This is a genomic window from Cellulomonas composti (assembly GCF_007990245.1).
In the GTDB taxonomy this organism is placed as follows: Bacteria; Actinomycetota; Actinomycetes; order Actinomycetales; family Cellulomonadaceae; genus Cellulomonas; species Cellulomonas composti.
Genome location: NZ_BJWG01000008.1, coordinates 119,692 through 135,002, shown reverse-complemented (window position 1 = coordinate 135,002; position 15,311 = coordinate 119,692). Strand labels below are relative to the sequence as shown.

Annotated in this window: 19 protein-coding genes and 1 tRNA gene; 19 read left to right on the top strand and 1 reads right to left on the bottom strand. The window is 71.8% G+C overall.

Annotated features, from left to right (window positions below):
- Positions 1-55: 55 nt before the first annotated feature.
- The 18 genes from CCO02nite_RS10080 to CCO02nite_RS09995 all read left to right on the top strand — a co-directional run bounded on the left by CCO02nite_RS10080 (position 56) and on the right by CCO02nite_RS09995 (position 13,957).
- Complete coding sequence (locus tag CCO02nite_RS10080; RefSeq protein ID WP_146843082.1) at positions 56-1,441, top strand: phage major capsid protein; 1,386 nt, start codon at positions 56-58, stop codon at positions 1,439-1,441.
- A gap of 85 nt (positions 1,442-1,526) precedes the next feature.
- On the top strand, positions 1,527-1,766 hold the full coding sequence (locus tag CCO02nite_RS10075; RefSeq protein ID WP_146843005.1) for a hypothetical protein: 240 nt from the start codon (positions 1,527-1,529) through the stop codon (positions 1,764-1,766).
- 1 nt (position 1,767) lies between these two features.
- Positions 1,768-2,088, top strand: coding sequence for a hypothetical protein (locus tag CCO02nite_RS10070; protein ID WP_146843004.1), 321 nt, complete (start codon positions 1,768-1,770; stop codon positions 2,086-2,088).
- Positions 2,088-2,489, top strand: coding sequence for a hypothetical protein (locus tag CCO02nite_RS10065; RefSeq protein ID WP_146843003.1), 402 nt, complete (start codon positions 2,088-2,090; stop codon positions 2,487-2,489). Before CCO02nite_RS10070 ends, CCO02nite_RS10065 begins: the two co-directional genes overlap by 1 nt.
- Positions 2,490-2,502: 13 nt before the next feature.
- Positions 2,503-2,925: a hypothetical protein gene (locus tag CCO02nite_RS10060; protein ID WP_146843002.1), complete on the top strand. Its 423-nt coding sequence runs from the start codon at positions 2,503-2,505 to the stop codon at positions 2,923-2,925.
- 15 nt (positions 2,926-2,940) lie between these two features.
- Positions 2,941-3,462, top strand: a complete 522-nt coding sequence (locus CCO02nite_RS10055) for a hypothetical protein (RefSeq protein WP_146843001.1) — start codon at positions 2,941-2,943, stop codon at positions 3,460-3,462.
- 3 nt (positions 3,463-3,465) lie between these two features.
- Positions 3,466-5,127: a hypothetical protein gene (locus tag CCO02nite_RS10050; RefSeq protein ID WP_146843000.1), complete on the top strand. Its 1,662-nt coding sequence runs from the start codon at positions 3,466-3,468 to the stop codon at positions 5,125-5,127.
- Positions 5,127-5,495, top strand: coding sequence for a hypothetical protein (locus CCO02nite_RS10045; RefSeq protein ID WP_146842999.1), 369 nt, complete (start codon positions 5,127-5,129; stop codon positions 5,493-5,495). The genes CCO02nite_RS10050 and CCO02nite_RS10045 overlap by 1 nt, the downstream gene beginning before the upstream one ends.
- Positions 5,492-7,849: a carbohydrate binding domain-containing protein gene (locus CCO02nite_RS10040; protein ID WP_146842998.1), complete on the top strand. Its 2,358-nt coding sequence runs from the start codon at positions 5,492-5,494 to the stop codon at positions 7,847-7,849. Before CCO02nite_RS10045 ends, CCO02nite_RS10040 begins: the two co-directional genes overlap by 4 nt.
- Position 7,850: 1 nt before the next feature.
- A complete protein-coding gene (locus tag CCO02nite_RS10035) occupies positions 7,851-8,912 on the top strand; it encodes a tail fiber domain-containing protein (RefSeq protein WP_146842997.1) in 1,062 nt (353 codons plus the stop codon).
- A gap of 1 nt (position 8,913) precedes the next feature.
- Entirely contained in the window at positions 8,914-9,435 is a 522-nt protein-coding gene (locus CCO02nite_RS10030) for a hypothetical protein (protein ID WP_146842996.1), read from the top strand.
- A 2-nt stretch (positions 9,436-9,437) separates the two neighbouring features.
- The gene (locus CCO02nite_RS10025; RefSeq protein WP_146842995.1) at positions 9,438-10,121 is read left to right on the top strand and encodes a M15 family metallopeptidase; all 684 of its coding nucleotides are present in this window, start codon (positions 9,438-9,440) and stop codon (positions 10,119-10,121) included.
- Positions 10,122-10,123: 2 nt separating this feature from the next.
- Entirely contained in the window at positions 10,124-10,522 is a 399-nt protein-coding gene (locus tag CCO02nite_RS10020; RefSeq protein WP_146842994.1) for a hypothetical protein, read from the top strand.
- Between the two features lie 72 nt (positions 10,523-10,594).
- A complete protein-coding gene (locus CCO02nite_RS10015) occupies positions 10,595-10,801 on the top strand; it encodes a holin (protein WP_222593184.1) in 207 nt (68 codons plus the stop codon).
- Positions 10,798-11,019 (top strand): hypothetical protein, encoded by a 222-nt coding sequence (locus CCO02nite_RS10010; protein WP_146842993.1) that lies wholly within the window; start codon positions 10,798-10,800, stop codon positions 11,017-11,019. The genes CCO02nite_RS10015 and CCO02nite_RS10010 overlap by 4 nt, the downstream gene beginning before the upstream one ends.
- A gap of 12 nt (positions 11,020-11,031) precedes the next feature.
- Entirely contained in the window at positions 11,032-11,970 is a 939-nt protein-coding gene (locus CCO02nite_RS10005) for a hypothetical protein (protein WP_146842992.1), read from the top strand.
- A 74-nt stretch (positions 11,971-12,044) separates the two neighbouring features.
- A complete protein-coding gene (locus CCO02nite_RS10000) occupies positions 12,045-12,971 on the top strand; it encodes a hypothetical protein (protein WP_146842991.1) in 927 nt (308 codons plus the stop codon).
- Positions 12,968-13,957 carry a hypothetical protein gene (locus CCO02nite_RS09995; RefSeq protein WP_146842990.1) on the top strand — a complete coding sequence of 330 codons (990 nt, stop codon included), beginning with the start codon at positions 12,968-12,970 and terminating at the stop codon, positions 13,955-13,957. Before CCO02nite_RS10000 ends, CCO02nite_RS09995 begins: the two co-directional genes overlap by 4 nt.
- 168 nt (positions 13,958-14,125) lie before the next feature.
- On the opposite strand, the gene CCO02nite_RS09990 is transcribed toward CCO02nite_RS09995, so the two are convergent.
- A tRNA-Arg gene (locus CCO02nite_RS09990) sits at positions 14,126-14,198 on the bottom strand.
- Positions 14,199-14,546: 348 nt separating this feature from the next.
- On the opposite strand from CCO02nite_RS09990, the gene CCO02nite_RS09985 reads away from it, so the two are divergent.
- Complete coding sequence (locus tag CCO02nite_RS09985; RefSeq protein WP_186812658.1) at positions 14,547-15,245, top strand: M15 family metallopeptidase; 699 nt, start codon at positions 14,547-14,549, stop codon at positions 15,243-15,245.
- The last annotated feature ends 66 nt before the right edge of the window (positions 15,246-15,311 follow it).

The window sequence follows — 15,311 nt, the reverse complement described above, 5'->3', positions numbered from 1 at the left end:
CCAGCCAGGTCAACGACAGCCCGCACGGGCAGACAGGAGGCCCATCGTGGCCACGATGCAGGAGCTCATCGCGCGCAAGAAGCACGCGATCAACGCGAAGGTCGACGAGCACAACACGCTGGTCGACGACCTGAACGCCGCCCGCGAGGCGGACACCCCCGACGAGGCGCGCGTCTCCGAGCTGCGCGAGAAGAAGGCGACCGTCGCCGCCGACCACAAGCGGCTGCAGGACGAGCTCGCGACGCTCGAGCGCGAGGCCGAGGACGACGCGAAGATCACGCGCGCCGCCGCCGAGACGACCGTCGTCGAGGAGACGCGCAAGCTCGCGTACGACGAGGTGGCGCGTGTCGTCTCCGAGGAGCGCACGTACAACAAGGAGAAGGACCGCCGCGGCAAGGGCTTCGCGCTCGACGTCGCCCGCGCCTTCGCCTTCCAGGACTTCGGCGCCAGCGAGCGCCTGCGCCGGCACATGCAGGAGGAGGTCGTCGAGCGCGGCTCGGACTTCCTCGCGCGCGCCGCCGGGACGGGCGCCTTCGCGGGCCTCGTCGTCCCGCAGTACCTCGTCGACGAGTACGCGCCCCTGGCGCGGGCAGGCCGCCCGTTCGCGGACGTCTGCCGCCCGCACGACCTTCCGCCCGAGGGCATGACCGTCGCGCTCGGCAAGGTCACCACCGGCACCTCGGTGGACGTGCAGTCGGCAGAAAACGCCTCCGTCTCCGAGACGGACATCGACGACACCCTGCTGACGGTCAACATCCAGACCAACGCGGGCTCGCAGACCGTCTCGCGCCAGGCGCTCGAGCGCGGCACCGGCGTCGAGGACACGGTGGTCGACGACCTGATCCGCGCCTACGCGGTCAGCCTCGACGCGAAGCTGCTCAACCAGGCGACGAACGGCCTGACGAACGTCGCGACGGCGATCGCGTACACCGACGGTACCCCCACGGCGCCGGAGCTGTACCCGAAGCTGCTCGCCGGGCCGGCGGCCGTCGAGGCGGCGCTGCTCGACCAGGCGGCGGGCGACGTCGTGGCGGTCATGCACTCGCGGCGCTGGTACTGGCTGCAGTCGCAGCTCACCTCGACCTGGCCGCTGTTCGGTCAGCCGGGCGCGGCGGTGCAGCAGGCGGGCGTCAACTACGGCGAGCGCTACGGCTCGGGCTTCCGCGGCATCCTGCCGTCGGGCGTCCCGGTGATCGTGGACAACAACATCGCCACGAACCTCGGCGCGGGCACGAACGAGGACGAGATCTACTTCGTCTCGCAGAACGAGGCCCACCTGTGGGAGGACCCCTCGGCGCCGATGCTCATCCGTGCCGAGCAGACGCAGGCGAAGAAGCTCGCCGTGGACCTCGTGGTCTACGGCTACTTCGCCTACACCTTCGCGCGTCGCGCGCACGCCCAGAAGATCAACGGCACCGGCCTGGTCACCCCGACCTTCTGATCCGGTCGTGCTCTCCCGCCCCCCGGCTGCACGCGGTCGGGGGGCGGGGGTGCGCACCCGGCGCAGCACCCGAGGAGGGATCACCATGTCGGACGAGACGGCCGTCGACCCGACGGCGACGAGCGATCAGAGCGCCGCGGCAGAGAAGCGCAAGGCTGCTGCCGAGGGCGCGATCGACTCGCGTGCGGCGCAGTACATCGAGGCGCTCAAGATCGAGCGCGCGGGCTACGTCGTGCGCGGCCTCGAGGACCGTGTGGCGCAGGTCGACGCGGCGATCAAGCACTGGTCCGCCGGCGACAAGCCGAAGCGCACCCGCAAGGCCTGACGTGGCAACCCCCGAGCAGGTCGAGGCGCTGATCGTGTACGTCGGCGGCACCCGCGACCTCGACGACGCCGCTGCCGGCTCCGCCTACGACCAGGCGTCGGCGCTCGTCGGGGCGTACATCGGCACGTTCGAGATTGACGTGCCGGCCGCGATCCGTGACGGCGCGGTGCTTGAGTGTGCGTCGAAGGTCATGCGACGTCGGTCCGCGCCGGACGGGCAGGAGCAGTACGCGTACGACGGCGCGTCGGTCGGCGTGCCGAAGGATCCGATGGTGACGGCTCGCCCGATCCTCGACCCGTTCCTCCCGGCGGGCTTCGCCTGATGGGTGCGCTCGCGGACATCCGCGCGGACCTCAAGGCCGTGCTCGTCGAGAAGGTCACCAAGGACGGCGCCGTGCTCACCGTGTGGGAGGCGCCGACCTTCACCCCGCCCGGCGTGCTGATCGTCGGGCACGAGAACCTCATCACCCCGGCGCAGGTCACGGGCGTGTGCGACGCCCGCTTCGACGTCCTCACGGTCGCGTCGAAGGGCATGTCCCTGACGCAGACGGTCGAGGTCGAGTCGCTCGCGGAGCAGGCGCTCGACGCGATCTACGCGGCGGGCTCCGAGTGGTCCGTGGACGGTGCGGGCCTCGTCGAGATCGAGCTGGGCGGTCAGGTGTACGCCGCCGCGCGCATCACCGTGTCCCGCCCCGCGTTCTTCCTCACCACCCCGGCCGACTGACAGGAGCACGCTCATGGCCACCACCACGGTCCCGCTGACCAACCCGCTCTTCCTCAAGGACGTCTCGCTCATCGTCGGCCCGAGCGGCGGGACGACCTACGAGTTCAAGGCGGCGCTCGAGTCCGTCCTGTTCACCCCGCAGACGACGACCGACACCTTCTCGGGCATCGGCGGCACGACGGTCTCCGACGTGTCGATCGACTCGTGGACGTGCACCGTCGGCTACATCCAGGACTGGGAGACGTCCACGAGCCTCTCCAATTACCTCCAGTCGAACCCGGGGCTGACCACCGACGCGGTGTTCAAGCCGAAGACCGCCGGCGCGAAGTCCGTCACAGCAACGATCACGCTCGTGCCCGGCCCGATCGGTGGACCCAAGGGCAAGGCCATGGCGTCGGTCACGTTCGGCGTCCAGGGCACCCCGACCGTCGCCTGACCCGCGGCGGCGTCGGTGCGCGTCTACGTCGACCCCGAGTCGCGTCGCCGCGCCGACGCCGCACGGCGCGCGTTCCGGACCCTGCCGAAGGAGCTCAAGAACTCCATCCGCAAGGCGAACCGCGCCGAGCTCAACCCGATCTGGCGCGGTGCGATGCGCGAGTCGGTGGCCCGCGCCCCGTACCCGATGCAGCGCGTGGTGTTCAAGTCCGGCACCCGTGTCGAGGCGGGCGTTCCCCTGTACCTCGTGGCGGGCGCGTCGTCGCGGCGGATGTCCGGCGGCGGCACGCCGATGACTCTCGACGAGACGTTCGAGTTCGGGTCGTCGCGGCAGGGCGAGTACACGCGCTACATGCGCCGCTCACGGCGGGGCGGGTCGCACGAGGTGGTGCGGCGTACCGCGCACCGGCTGCCGCCGAAGCGGCTCAAGGGCTACGTCGTGATGCCGGCTGTCGCACAGGCGATGCCGAAGATCATCGGCTCCTGGTCGCGCGAGTGGAACCGCCGCATCTACGAAGCGATCGACGGGAAGGGGTGACCTGTGGCGGGCGACCCGATCAAGATCATCGTCGATGCCGAGACGGCGGGTGCGGAGTCCGGCCTCGACCAGGTGGCCGACGCCTTCGATGACGTCTCCAAGGCGTCGGACAAGCTCGACGACGCGACGAAGGACGCGACCAAGGGCCTCGACAAGGTGGAGGACGGGGCGCAGGACGCGGCACGCCAGATCACCCGCGACCTGACCCCGGCGCTCAAGGAGGCGGCGCAGGCCTCGGAGAAGGTCTCCCGGTCGAGCAAGGACCTCGGCGCGGACATGAAGCGGGGGACCGAAGAGGCCTCCGAGGGCATGGACGACATGAAGCAGAACGCCATGTCGAACGCGAAGGAGATGGGCGGCTCCTTCCAGGACTTCAACTCGGTCCTCGACGGGTTGCAGGGCTTCATCGCGGAGGCTGCGGAGGGCTTCGGCGCGATGGGCATCGCCGCCGGTGTGGGCGCAGCAGCGGGCATCGGCCTGCTCGCGGCGGGCTTGCAGGCCGCGGCGGACAAGACGGCGGCGATCGCGGAGGCGGCGTCGTCCCTGGGGGCGGAACTGTCGGAGGCGACGGGCACGGAGAAGGTCGACGCGCTCGCGGACCGGTGGTCGGAGGTCACGCAGCAGGTCACCGACGCGAAGTCCGTGTGGGAGGTCTGGCAGCACCAGTCGGTGACCGGCATCCAGTCCCTGTCGCGCGCGGCGTCCACGGGCACCCTCGACCTGCAGGGCCTGTTCGAGACGTTCCGCGACCCGGACCCGATGGTGCGGCTCGAGGGCCTGCGTCGCGCGCAGGAGGGCGTGAGCGAGGCGCTCAAGGAGGCGGACAAGATCCGCGCGGACGGCGAGATCTGGATGGTCAACGGCAACAAGTTGACCACGGAGCAGATCCACGGCCTCACCGAGAGTAACGCCCTGCTCAAGGATGAGATCGCGACCCAGGAGCAGGCGCTCGAGATCGAGCAGGCGCTCGCGGACGCGAAGGGCCAGACCCTCGAGAAGTACCGCGCCAGCCAGGACGCGATCGAGTCGGCCCGTTCGGCGCAGGAGTCCTACCTGGCCGCGGTCGCTGACGCCGCCGACCCGGTGTCGGCGTACGAGCGGCTGCTGTCGGAGAAGTCGGCGGCCGAGCAGGAGAACGCGCAGAAGCTCGCGGCGGCGACGGATGACCAGAAGGACACCTGGGAGGACTACGCGCGGGATGCGAAGGTCACCATGGCGGACCTGATCGCGGACCAGAACGCGCAGCTCACCGAGCAGGCCAACTTCATGGCAGACATCGGGACGCTGCGGGCGCGTGGGTTGACCGACGCGATGATCGACGAGTTGGTGGAGAAGGGGCCGGAGGTCGCAGGCGCGACGGCCGACCTGCTCGCGAACTCGACGGACGCGGAGCTGCGCCGGTACGCGGAGAACGACGCGGCGCTGCGGGGTGCGGACATCACGGACGGGATCGCGACCGGCATGGATGACCCGGCGACCCGTGCCCGGCTGAACGCACAGGCACAGGCCGTCGTGTCGGCGGCACTCAACCAGGTGGTCCCGCCGCCGGTGAAGGTGACGTTCGACCCGGACGGGCTGACGACGTCGATCACGCGCGCCCTGGCCGACCGCACCTTCCTCATCAACCTGGGCGTGGCGCGTCCTGGGCAACCGGCGGTGACCTGATGACCTCGACCATCACATCCGGGTCGATCTCGACGACCCCCGACCAGGTGCTCGGGTACGAGGCGACGGTCGACAGGCCGGTGCAGGTGCACCGGATCATCGGCCGCGGCGACCCGGACGTCACGCTGTCGCCGGCCGGGCTACGCACGGGGACGCTGCACCTGTTCTACCTGACCGCGCAGGACGCCGACGCGGCCCTGACGGTGCTCTCGCAGGTCGGCACCTTCACCCTCGCGACGGACGACCTGGGCATGCCCGTCGGGTCCGGACCCGACGGGGTGATGCGGTTCGTCCCCTCGCGCCTTCATCTGCGGCTCGAGGGCCGGCGCTGGGTGCTGGACGTCGACTACCAGGAGGTCGCGGCGTGATCTCCACGCACACGCTCACTGCGGAGGTGGTGACCCCGGACGTGCTGCGCCCGGTCGGGGGCCACTACGTCGATGTCGGGTCGTGGGTGGCGGGCGTCTCGACCGTGACCACCGACGGGTTCGAGACGGACCTGGGCGGGTGGTCCAAGGGCACGGCGTTGTCCCTCGCGCGCGAGGTCACGTCCGCGGCGCGCACGGGTTCCTGTGCGGCGGCCATGACGGTGTCCGCGCCGGGCACGCAGTATGCGACGACGACGCTGACCGGGCTGACGGTCGGGCGCACCTATGAGGCGTCGGTGTGGGTGCTGCGCGTCGACCTCGCGTCCGGGGCGCAGGCCCGGCTTGCCGTCGTGGGGATCACCGCCCCGTCCTTCGCCGCGACGACGACGGGCACGTACGTGCGCCTGGCCGTCACGTTCACCGCGACGGCCGCGTCGCACACGCTGCGCCTCGTCACGAACTACCCGTCCGCCCTGCCGCCGTACACGGACGGGCTGGGCCACCTCTTCCTGGACGACTACGCGCTGCGGGCCACGACCGTGTGGTCGCCGGTCCTGGTGTGGCAGGCCGACCCTCCGACGATCGTCCCCGGGGTGCGACTGCCGCTGAGCGTGCGTGACGCGCGGATCACGCTCGACGAGACGTGGTCCCCGTACGCGCAGGTGACGCTCACGTGCACGACACCCGCGCCCGAGGTGCTGGCGCAGATCGACCCGCGTGCGGGCGTGCGGGTCCAGATGCTCGCGCGGCAGCGCTTCGGGGAGGGTGAGCCACTGTCGGCCCTGTCGGCGTGGCGGGTGCCCACCCGGACCGTCGGCGGCGTCGAGCGCACCAACCTCGTCACGAACCCCTCCATCGAGGCGAGCACGGCCGGGTGGTCGACGTCGGGCGCGACCCTCTCCCGCGTCACCTCGGGCGGGTTCGCGGGGACGTCGTTCCTGCGCTCGACGAGATCGGCGGTGGGGACCAGCACGGTCTCCATCGTCGTGGCGGGACAGTCCGGTCCGACGACGCTCGTCGCGTCCGCGTGGGTCAAGGGCACGACGGGGCGTACGACGTACCTGACGCTGACCACGCAGGCGGTCGGCGGCGGGGCGACGACGGTTCACACCGGCGACCCGGTGCTGCTGACCGGCACGTGGCAGCGCGTCACGCTCGTCGTCGCGATCCCCGAGGGTCGCGAGTCCGTCGGGGTGCTCGCGGTCGTGACGGACTCCACGGCGGTCGCTGACGTGGTCGACGTGGATGCGGTGCTGTGCGAGCAGGAGACCGCGGTCCTGGACTACTTCGACGGTGCGAGCGTCGACACCGACACCGACGAGTACGCGTGGACCGGCACCGCGAATGCCTCCACCTCGACGTGGAGCCCGGTCACCTGGCCCCCGGGCGTGTCCGCGCCCACCCTGGCCGACCTGTCCGCGCGCTACGCCGGCAGGAACCTCGGCCAGGTCAGTGCGGACTACGGGGTCGGCTACAACGCCGGTGTGGGGATGCGCTCGTCCACGTCACGACCCTTGGATCTGGTGCTCGTGTCTCGCGACGTGGACGAGGACGCCGGGACGATGACCCTCACCTGCGCGTCGGACGAGGCTCGCGCGCAGCAGGTCGCCTCCACGTCCACCATCCCGACCGCACCCGCCGGCACGTCCCTGATCGACGCGTGCAACCTCGCGTTGGTGCGGCTCTCGACGGCGCTGTACGCGGCCGTTGACGACGTCACCGACCTGGTGGCCGAGTCGCTGGTGTGGACGCCGGGCACGTCCGTGTGGGACTACCTCTACCCCCTCGTGTCCTCCAGTGAGCGTCGACTGTGGTGTGACGAGCGCGGCTCGTGGCGGCTGGGCTATCCCGCCGCGGCGGGTGAGGGCGTGCTGCACGTGACGCCGATCCGCACCGCGTCGGTCGACACGCTCTCGACCGACGGCTGGTACGACGGGGTCGTCGTCGAGTGGCGGTGGACGGACAGCGGTGGCGTGGACCACGTCGTCTACGAGTCCGCCGGGCCGTCCGACTCCCGCAAGGTGCTCAAGGTCACGAGGGAGCGCAGGCCGCAGCCGCGCGTCGGTGCCGCCCGCACGATCCTGCGGTGGCTGACCGGTAACGGACGCAGCGTCCGGATCGAGGCCGTGTCCGACTACGGGGCCGCGCCCGGGCAGGTCGTCAACGTGACGCTCCCGGACGGGACGTACGCCTCCGGGGTCGTGCAGTCGGTCACATGGAACCTGCCCGCCGACCGCATGCAGATCACCACCCGCGACCTGCTGGAGGCCCCCGCGGGCTCCTGGCTCGCCGACAGCCCTGGCGTCTCCTGGGCCGACATCCCGGTAGGCACCGACTGGACGGAGGACGTCTGACATGGCGAACGGTGACGCGGCACAGGCGGTGGGCTTCACGCCCGTCCCGTCCACGAAGGACAAGCGGCTGGGCTACGACGACATCAACCGCGCGGCGGACTTCACCGCCGCACACATGACGTCCGGCGGGCACGACTTCTCCCGGATCACCGGGCAGGCCGCGACGTCCCAGATCGCGAACGGCGCGATCACGACCGCGAAGCACGCGGACGCGTCGGTGACGACCCCCAAGCTCGCACCGGGCGCCGTGACGAAGCCGAAGCTCTCGCCGGGCTCGGTCGACGGCGACATCGTGGCGACGACCGTCAGCAAGTCGGGACCGCTCAACATCCAGGGGTCGCCCCTGCGACTGCGCACGCCGGACACGGACCATGCGGTCGCGGTCGCCACGACCGGCGTCGGGATCGTGTCCAGCGTCGAGGTCGGGTTGGAGGTCGGTTCGGCCGCCGCCGTCACCCTGACACCCGGCGAGGTCACGGTCGAGGCAACCACGGTCACCGTCGGGGGATCGGTAGTCGAGGTTTCCGCCGTGGAGGGTGACCTCACCCTGTCGGCGGACAAGACCTCGGGTGAGGCCGCGGTGAACATCGAGGCCAAGTCGAAGGTCCGCATGGAGACCGAGAGCGGCAACGAGTTCGCCGTCGGCCCCGTCGGTGGCAACCACCGCGTCTACAGCGAGGGCATCCGTCGCATCACGACGGGTGCCAGTGCCAACGTCCGCATCGACGACACGAACGGCGTGCTCGTGCGGTCTACCTCGTCGCGGCGCTACAAGGACGACATCGCCGACGCGCCGCCCGCTCCCGCCGTGCTGGACATCCGCCCCCGCACGTGGGTCGACAAGGGTGCGCCACCCGACGCGCCCCGGTACTTCGGCGCGATCGCCGAGGAGCTGCACGACCTCGGGCTGGCCCACCTCGTCGCGTACGACGACGAGGGCCGCCCCGAGGCGATCGCCTACGACCGTGTGGCGATCGCACTCATCCCGGTCGTCCGTGACGCGGTCGACCGCCTCGCCGTCCTCGAGCAGCGTCTCGAGGCACTGTCCACGAAGGGGGCGTGACGTGCCAGGCGCGATCGACAGCCGCGGCGTCTACATCTACGCGGAGTCCGACGCGGCGTCGCCCGTGTCGGACCTGCTCAACCTCGGGCAGGTCGCCACGTCGAACGCTGTGGCGGCACTGTCCACCACGATCAACGCGAACGCGACCGCCGCCAGCAACGCGGACGACGCTCTCGACACCCGGCTCGACGCCCTCGAGTCCGACACGGGCTGGATCTCCCTGACCGTCTCGGGCGCGACGGGCGCGTCCTGCGCGTACCGGCGTGTCCGCAGCACCGTGTACCTGCGTGGAGAGGTGTACAACGTGACGACCTCGGGTGCGACGATCGCGACCCTGCCGACCGGGTACCGGCCGTCGGTGCGCATGGGCTGGCTCGTGCCGCGTGATGCAGTCTCGGCGGTCACGCAGGCAGCGGCGATCGTCATCGACACGGACGGCACCATCCACGTGTCCCCGGCGGTCGTCGGTGCGGCGGTCACGACCTCGCCCGGGTACGCGATGACGTTCAGCTTCCCGGTCTGATCGTGGACACCGCGACCATCACCCCCGGCCACTGGCTGCGAGCCGACGCGGCGGCGTCCTACGCCCGCATGCGTGCCGCGGGCATGCCCGCGGGGATCACGTCGGCGGGCCGCACCTACGCGGAGCAGGTCGCGATCTTCACCAGCCTGTACTCACAGGTGAACACGGGCCGCGACTACCAGCGCTGGGACGGCCGGGACTGGTGGCGCAAGAACGACGGCGGCACGGGCTACGCGGCACCCCCGGGCACGTCCACCCACGAGACGGGCGTGTCCCTGGACCTGCCGGAGCCCGCGCGTGCGTGGGTGCGCGCCCACGGGGTCGCGTACGGGTGGCGGCACGACACGGTCCGCGGTGAGCCCTGGCACATGACCTACTACCCCGGCGACGACCAGCACCAGGAGGACGACGTGGCGCTCACACAGGACGACCTCGAGAGGGTCAAGGAGGCGTCGGCGAACGGGTTGACGGTGCTGCTCGCGGAGGCGGCGGCGGGGTCGACGACGCGCGGACGTCAGGCGGCGGCGGCACTGCGGGCGATCACCGCCGTGGACGCCGACGCGCTCGCGGACGCGGTGGCCGACGCGCTGCCCGCGACGGGCGGCGGGATCACGAAGGCGCAGGTGCGCCAGGCCGCGAAGGCTGCCCTCGTGGACGTCCTCACGGGCGGCACGGGTAAGGCGTGACCATGGTGGACAACCCACTGCTCGCCGCAGTCCACGGTGTCGCACAGGATCTGCGCGACATGCGCGCGGACCTGACCGGGCGCATGGACGCGATGGTCACCCGCCGTGAGCACGACGCCGAGGTCCGCCGCCTGGACGCCGAGGCGCAGTCGACCCGGGATCTGCTGCTCGCGCACGAGCAGTCCGCCGACCGACGTCTCGACGCGCAGCGTGCCGAGCAGCGTGCGGCCGACGAGCAGATCCGCGAGCAGATCGCGGAGGGCGAACGCAGGCGCGAGGAGGCGCAGATCGCGGCCGCAGAGCGTCGCAAGGCGGACCGGCGCTGGACGGCGACCTGGACCCTCGGCGCGGCTGCCTTCATGGTCACGGCGTCGACAGCGGCGCGCGCCTGGCTCGGCTGAGCGGCGTACAACCACACGGCTGTAACTCGTCAGCGCGTACACCGGTGCGCGCCCGTGCTGTACAGGAGGCCCATGATGACGGTGAAGTGGTGGGGTGCGGCGGGTCGCCGCGCGGTGCGCACGACGGCGCAGACCGCGGTCGCGCTGATCGGCACGGCGGCGCTCGGGCTGCTCGAGGTCGACTGGGTGGCGGTCGCCTCGGGATCGGTCCTGGCGGGCGTCGTGTCGCTGCTGACGTCCCTGTCCGGGCTGCCCGAGCTGGACGACGGCGAGGCGTGAGCGTGCTGCCCGGGTGCGCGCACACGTGCGACCTGGTGGCCGACCTCGTGGCGGAGAACGCCCGCCTGCGGGGGATCACCGAGCGGGCCGCACGTGTGGGCCTGGGGCTCGTCACGGCCGACGAGGGGCAGCATGTGTGCCGCGGGTGCGCCGCGGTCTACACGTCCAGGCATGCGGCGGCCGAGTGCGCCGACCTCGACTACGGCACCACCGACTGAGACGGAGGCGACGTGAGCACACCGGCCCCGTCCTGGGACACGACCCGCTGCCACGGCACCTGGCACACGATGACGGGCGCGCTGCGCCCCGGCGCGTTCAAGGTGACGCTCACCGACCGGGTGACGAACACCCCCTCGGACGCGATCGTCCCCGCCGGCGTGTTCGCGTCGGGGCGGCTCGCGACCACGGGTGCGACGTCGCTGGACCTGCTGGTGCCGGTCGTGGACGACCCGGACAACTCGACGCCGACCAGCATGCGCGTCGTCGTGGACGTCGCGTTCGACGAGCCCGGGGTGAAGGGCGAGCGCTTCGTCCTGGCCCCGGTGCGCGGGGTGGAGATCAACCTCCGCACCGTGTCCCCGGACGGCGCACTGTCCCCAGCACAGGTCGCCTCCCTGATCCTGGGAGCCGCGGGCGGTGTGGCGCTGCTCGACGCCGACGGAGACGTCATCGACGCGACCGGGGCGAAGGTCGTCGCCGGACCAGGCGGCGGGCTCGACGAGGAGGCCCTGTCCGAGTGGGTCGACGACTCGCTCGACGACGGCGCCCTGCACACCGCGCTCGCCGCGAAGGCCGACGCGGGCGCGACGACCACGGCGCTCGCAGGCAAGGCGGACGCCGCGGCCGTGGCGAGCGCCCTGGCCGGCAAGGCCGCGACGTCGCACGCGCACGCGCAGGGCGACGTGACGGGCCTGACCGCCGCGCTGTCAGCCAAGGCCGACGCCGCCACGGTGACCGCCGCCCTGGCCACCAAGCGGACGGTCGCCGACGAGCGGGACGTGCACCTCGAGTGGACCGGCAGCGCATGGCCCGCCGAACCGGGCGGGCTCGGCGCAGGCCAGGTGCTGCACTTCCACGCCGAGTGGGCGGTGGCCGCGACCCTGCCCTCCCCGACGCACCCCCGCTGCCTGCTGTGGCTGCACCCCGAGTCCCCGTGGCTGGTCACGTGAGCCCCGCCGCGACGTTCGTGTGGCAGCCCGCGACACGCTCCTGGGCGTCCGGGCAAGGCTGGCGGGATCTGGTCATGGGCGACATCGACGACGGGTTCGTGGTCGGCACCACCGAGCCCGTCGCCGGCGTCAACGTCGGCTGCCGCATCCCGGAGGGCTCCCTCACGCCCGTGCCGGGGAACCTCACGATCTCCACGGGCGGGACCGCGCTCGCCCCGCTCGTCGTGTCCGGGCTCGACGTCGAGGGCTCCATCGACGTGCGCGCACCGTGGGTCACGGTCCGGGACTGCCTGGCCCGCATGCACTCGGGCGACCACCTCGGACGCGGCGTGTACGTGCGGACGGCCGCAGCCGTGGGGGTGCGCATCGAGCACACCACTGTCCGCGTCGCAGAGGCCGACTACGGGCTGACCCGCGCGTACGGGGTCCAGGGCTCCGGCTTCACCGCCTACCGGGTCCACGTACGCGGCACGGTCGACGGGTTCTCGCTGGCGGGGATCAGCAAGCGCGGCGAGGCGCACGTGTGGGGCTGCCTCGTTGAGGACCTGCAGGTGCACCCCGACGCCGGGCAGAGCGACGGCCTGACGCACAACGACTGCATCCAGTGCGAGGGGAACCTCGCGGCGGTGAGCATCCGCGGCAACGTCCTGCGCTCGGGGCGCACGTCGTGCATGCTCATCACCCGGGACTACTCGGGTGGCGCGTACGACACCGCGCCCGTCATCACGGATAACTGGCTGCGGGTCCAGACCTCGCCGGGCTCGCTGCTGAACGTGAAGTCCTCGATGACGCCGATCGCAGGCCTGACGATCGCCCGCAACAGGTTCACCCGCGACCTGCCGGCCAAGGCGCGGATCATCCTGGCGCCCGCGCACCTGGCCGCCGCCGTCATCACCGCCACCGGCAGCGACCGCAACGTCTACGAGACGGGCACGCCGAGCGACGTCGTGCCCGTCTACAACGGCAGCGTGCAGCTCTACGAGTACGGGAGCCCCGCATGAGCGTCCGCACGTGCACGTTCGAGGGTGGCACCAACGGGGCGTCGATCCCCACCTCCGCGGCCGGTGCGTCCTCCGCGTTCTCCGTGTCGTCCTCGGGCCTGGTCTACTCGACTGAGCGCCCCGCACACGGCACGGTCGGCGGCAAGATCCCCGGCGGCGCGACCGGCACCCAGAACTGGGTGTGGACACAGGACGCGGGTGACTCGTGCTTCGTGCGCTGCTACGCGAACTTCGACGCGAACGGCACCGAGATCTCGATCTTCCAGATCCGGCACGCGTCCGGCAACGCGCTGCGCCTGTTCAAGACGACCGCCGGGACGATCCGCATGAGCGACCCCGGCTCGTCCAACCGCGCGACGTCGAGCATGGCCGTCTCGCCGGACACCACCTACCGCTTCGAGGCGTGGTGCAAGGGCTCGGCCGCGGGCGCGGGTGAGGGCCGCTTCGCCGTCTACCTCGGGGACTCGACGACACCGCTGTACGAGTCCGCCCTGGCGACCGGGCTCACGAACCAGGCGATCACCGAGGTTCGCTACGGCTCCATCGGCACGGCTATCGACACCTGGTGGGACGACCTCGGCTACAAGTCCGGGGCGGACGCCGTGTACGGGCCGTGGGTGCCTGCCGCGCCCGCGCTCGACCCCGACCCGGACCCGCCCGTGCTCGGCATCGTGCGCCGCCTGGACTTCACCGGTTCGGCCGCTGGCGCCGGCGGGACGTTGCCCGTGGTCGCGTCGGTCGCGCAGGTCTCCGGCCCCGACATCACCGCCACCCTCGCTGCGGTCAGTGGCACGGGCTCGCTGGTGTGGTCCTTCGTGGACGACCTCGAGCGCGCCGACGACATCGTGCTGACGTGGCAGCTCGAGGACGCCGCGTCGGGTGCGTCCGACCCTGCCACCGTCACGATCGGCCCGGGCGGCACTCCGGTCGTGCGTCGCGTCGGTGGGCCGCTCGTCTGGGACCCGGGCGACGAGACCTGGCGCTGACCCCACCCCGACAGACGTCGCCCCTCCTGCCTCACGGCGGGAGGGGCGGCTTTCGTCATGCCCGGACGCGGGATCACTGACGGGATCACTACAGCGACGCTCTGATCCGGCGAGACATGAAACGGCCCGCCCCTGCTCGTGTGCAGGTGGCGGGCCGTTTCCGTGCTGTGCGCCCGAAGGGACTCGAACCCCCAACCTTCTGATCCGTAGTCAGATGCTCTATCCATTGAGCTACGGGCGCATGGCCTTGACGGCCGGGGTAGACGATACAGGTCGCCCGCCCGCGTGCCCAAACCGGCCGAGGGTGACCCCGGCCACCCGGCGCTGCGTCAGTGCCGCGCACGGTGGAGGTCCGTGAGCGTGCAGATCTTCGTGGACGAGCCCACGGTCGAGGTGCGCGGGGTCCGGCATTGTGGCCGGGCGCCGACGGTGGTGTGATCGAGGGACGCGACGAGACGCGACGAGATCCCGCCCCCGGGGCCGGTATCAGCCGCACCCCGCCCGGCTCGTCCTGTGTGACGGGCTGTGGCGCCCGCCCGCGACGGACCGGCCCCTGGGGGGCGACATGGAACAGGTTCCGATCAGTGACGTGAACCGGCGCACCGGCCGGCAGGCATGGCTCCTGCCCGATGCGGCCGCCTCCTACGAGCGGATGAAGGCCGCCGGCATGCCTGCCGGCTGCGTCTCGGACGCGGGCCGCACGCACGAGGAGCAGCGGTCGATGTACGACGCGTGGAAGCGCGGGGAGCTCGACACCCCCTCGGTCGCCTTCCCCGGCACGTCGAAGCACGAGTCCGGGCGGGCGCTCGATCTGGCCGAGCCGGCTCGCACGTGGGTCCGCACGCACGGGGACCCGCACGGCTGGCTCAAGGACCACGTGGCGCGCGAGCCGTGGCACCAGGAGTACTTGGAGAACCAGGACGACGAGGAGGACGAGGACGACATGGCGACGCTCACCGACGACAACCTGCACGAGATCTCGCTCGCGGTGTGGGGCCAGAAGCTCGGCCGCACGGACATCTCCATGCACGACGTCATCAGCGCGATGCGCACCCAGCTCCAGGAGACGGCCGCGCTGGTGGCCGCTCTCGACACCGCGATCGAGCGCCTCGCCGCGGGGGAGTCGGTGGACATGGTCGCGTTGCGGCGTGCAGCCCGACGCGGCGCGGAGCGCGGGGTCGAGTCGGCGCTGGGCGACCGCGACCCGGGTCCGGCGGCAGCAAGGTCCAAGCCACGCGCACGCGCGACGAAGCCGCGGGCCGCCAAGCCGGCGAGCCCGCCGGGTTAGGCCAAAGGGGCCGCGAACGTGGCGCACGACTCACCCGAACGGGTGAAATTCGCCTCCAGATGAGGC

What these genes read in the sequence shown, in the direction of transcription:
- CCO02nite_RS10060 (WP_146843002.1), top strand. Translation starts at nt 2,503, where the DNA reads ATGGCCACCACCACGGTCCCGCTGACCAACCCGCTCTTCCTCAAGGAC.
- CCO02nite_RS10065 (WP_146843003.1), top strand. Translation starts at nt 2,088, where the DNA reads ATGGGTGCGCTCGCGGACATCCGCGCGGACCTCAAGGCCGTGCTCGTC.
- CCO02nite_RS10015 (WP_222593184.1), top strand. Translation starts at nt 10,595, where the DNA reads ATGATGACGGTGAAGTGGTGGGGTGCGGCGGGTCGCCGCGCGGTGCGC.
- CCO02nite_RS10000 (WP_146842991.1), top strand. Translation starts at nt 12,045, where the DNA reads ATGGGCGACATCGACGACGGGTTCGTGGTCGGCACCACCGAGCCCGTC.
- CCO02nite_RS10020 (WP_146842994.1), top strand. Translation starts at nt 10,124, where the DNA reads ATGGTGGACAACCCACTGCTCGCCGCAGTCCACGGTGTCGCACAGGAT.
- CCO02nite_RS10045 (WP_146842999.1), top strand. Translation starts at nt 5,127, where the DNA reads ATGACCTCGACCATCACATCCGGGTCGATCTCGACGACCCCCGACCAG.
- CCO02nite_RS10035 (WP_146842997.1), top strand. Translation starts at nt 7,851, where the DNA reads ATGGCGAACGGTGACGCGGCACAGGCGGTGGGCTTCACGCCCGTCCCG.
- CCO02nite_RS10080 (WP_146843082.1), top strand. Translation starts at nt 56, where the DNA reads ATGCAGGAGCTCATCGCGCGCAAGAAGCACGCGATCAACGCGAAGGTC.
- CCO02nite_RS10075 (WP_146843005.1), top strand. Translation starts at nt 1,527, where the DNA reads ATGTCGGACGAGACGGCCGTCGACCCGACGGCGACGAGCGATCAGAGC.
- CCO02nite_RS09995 (WP_146842990.1), top strand. Translation starts at nt 12,968, where the DNA reads ATGAGCGTCCGCACGTGCACGTTCGAGGGTGGCACCAACGGGGCGTCG.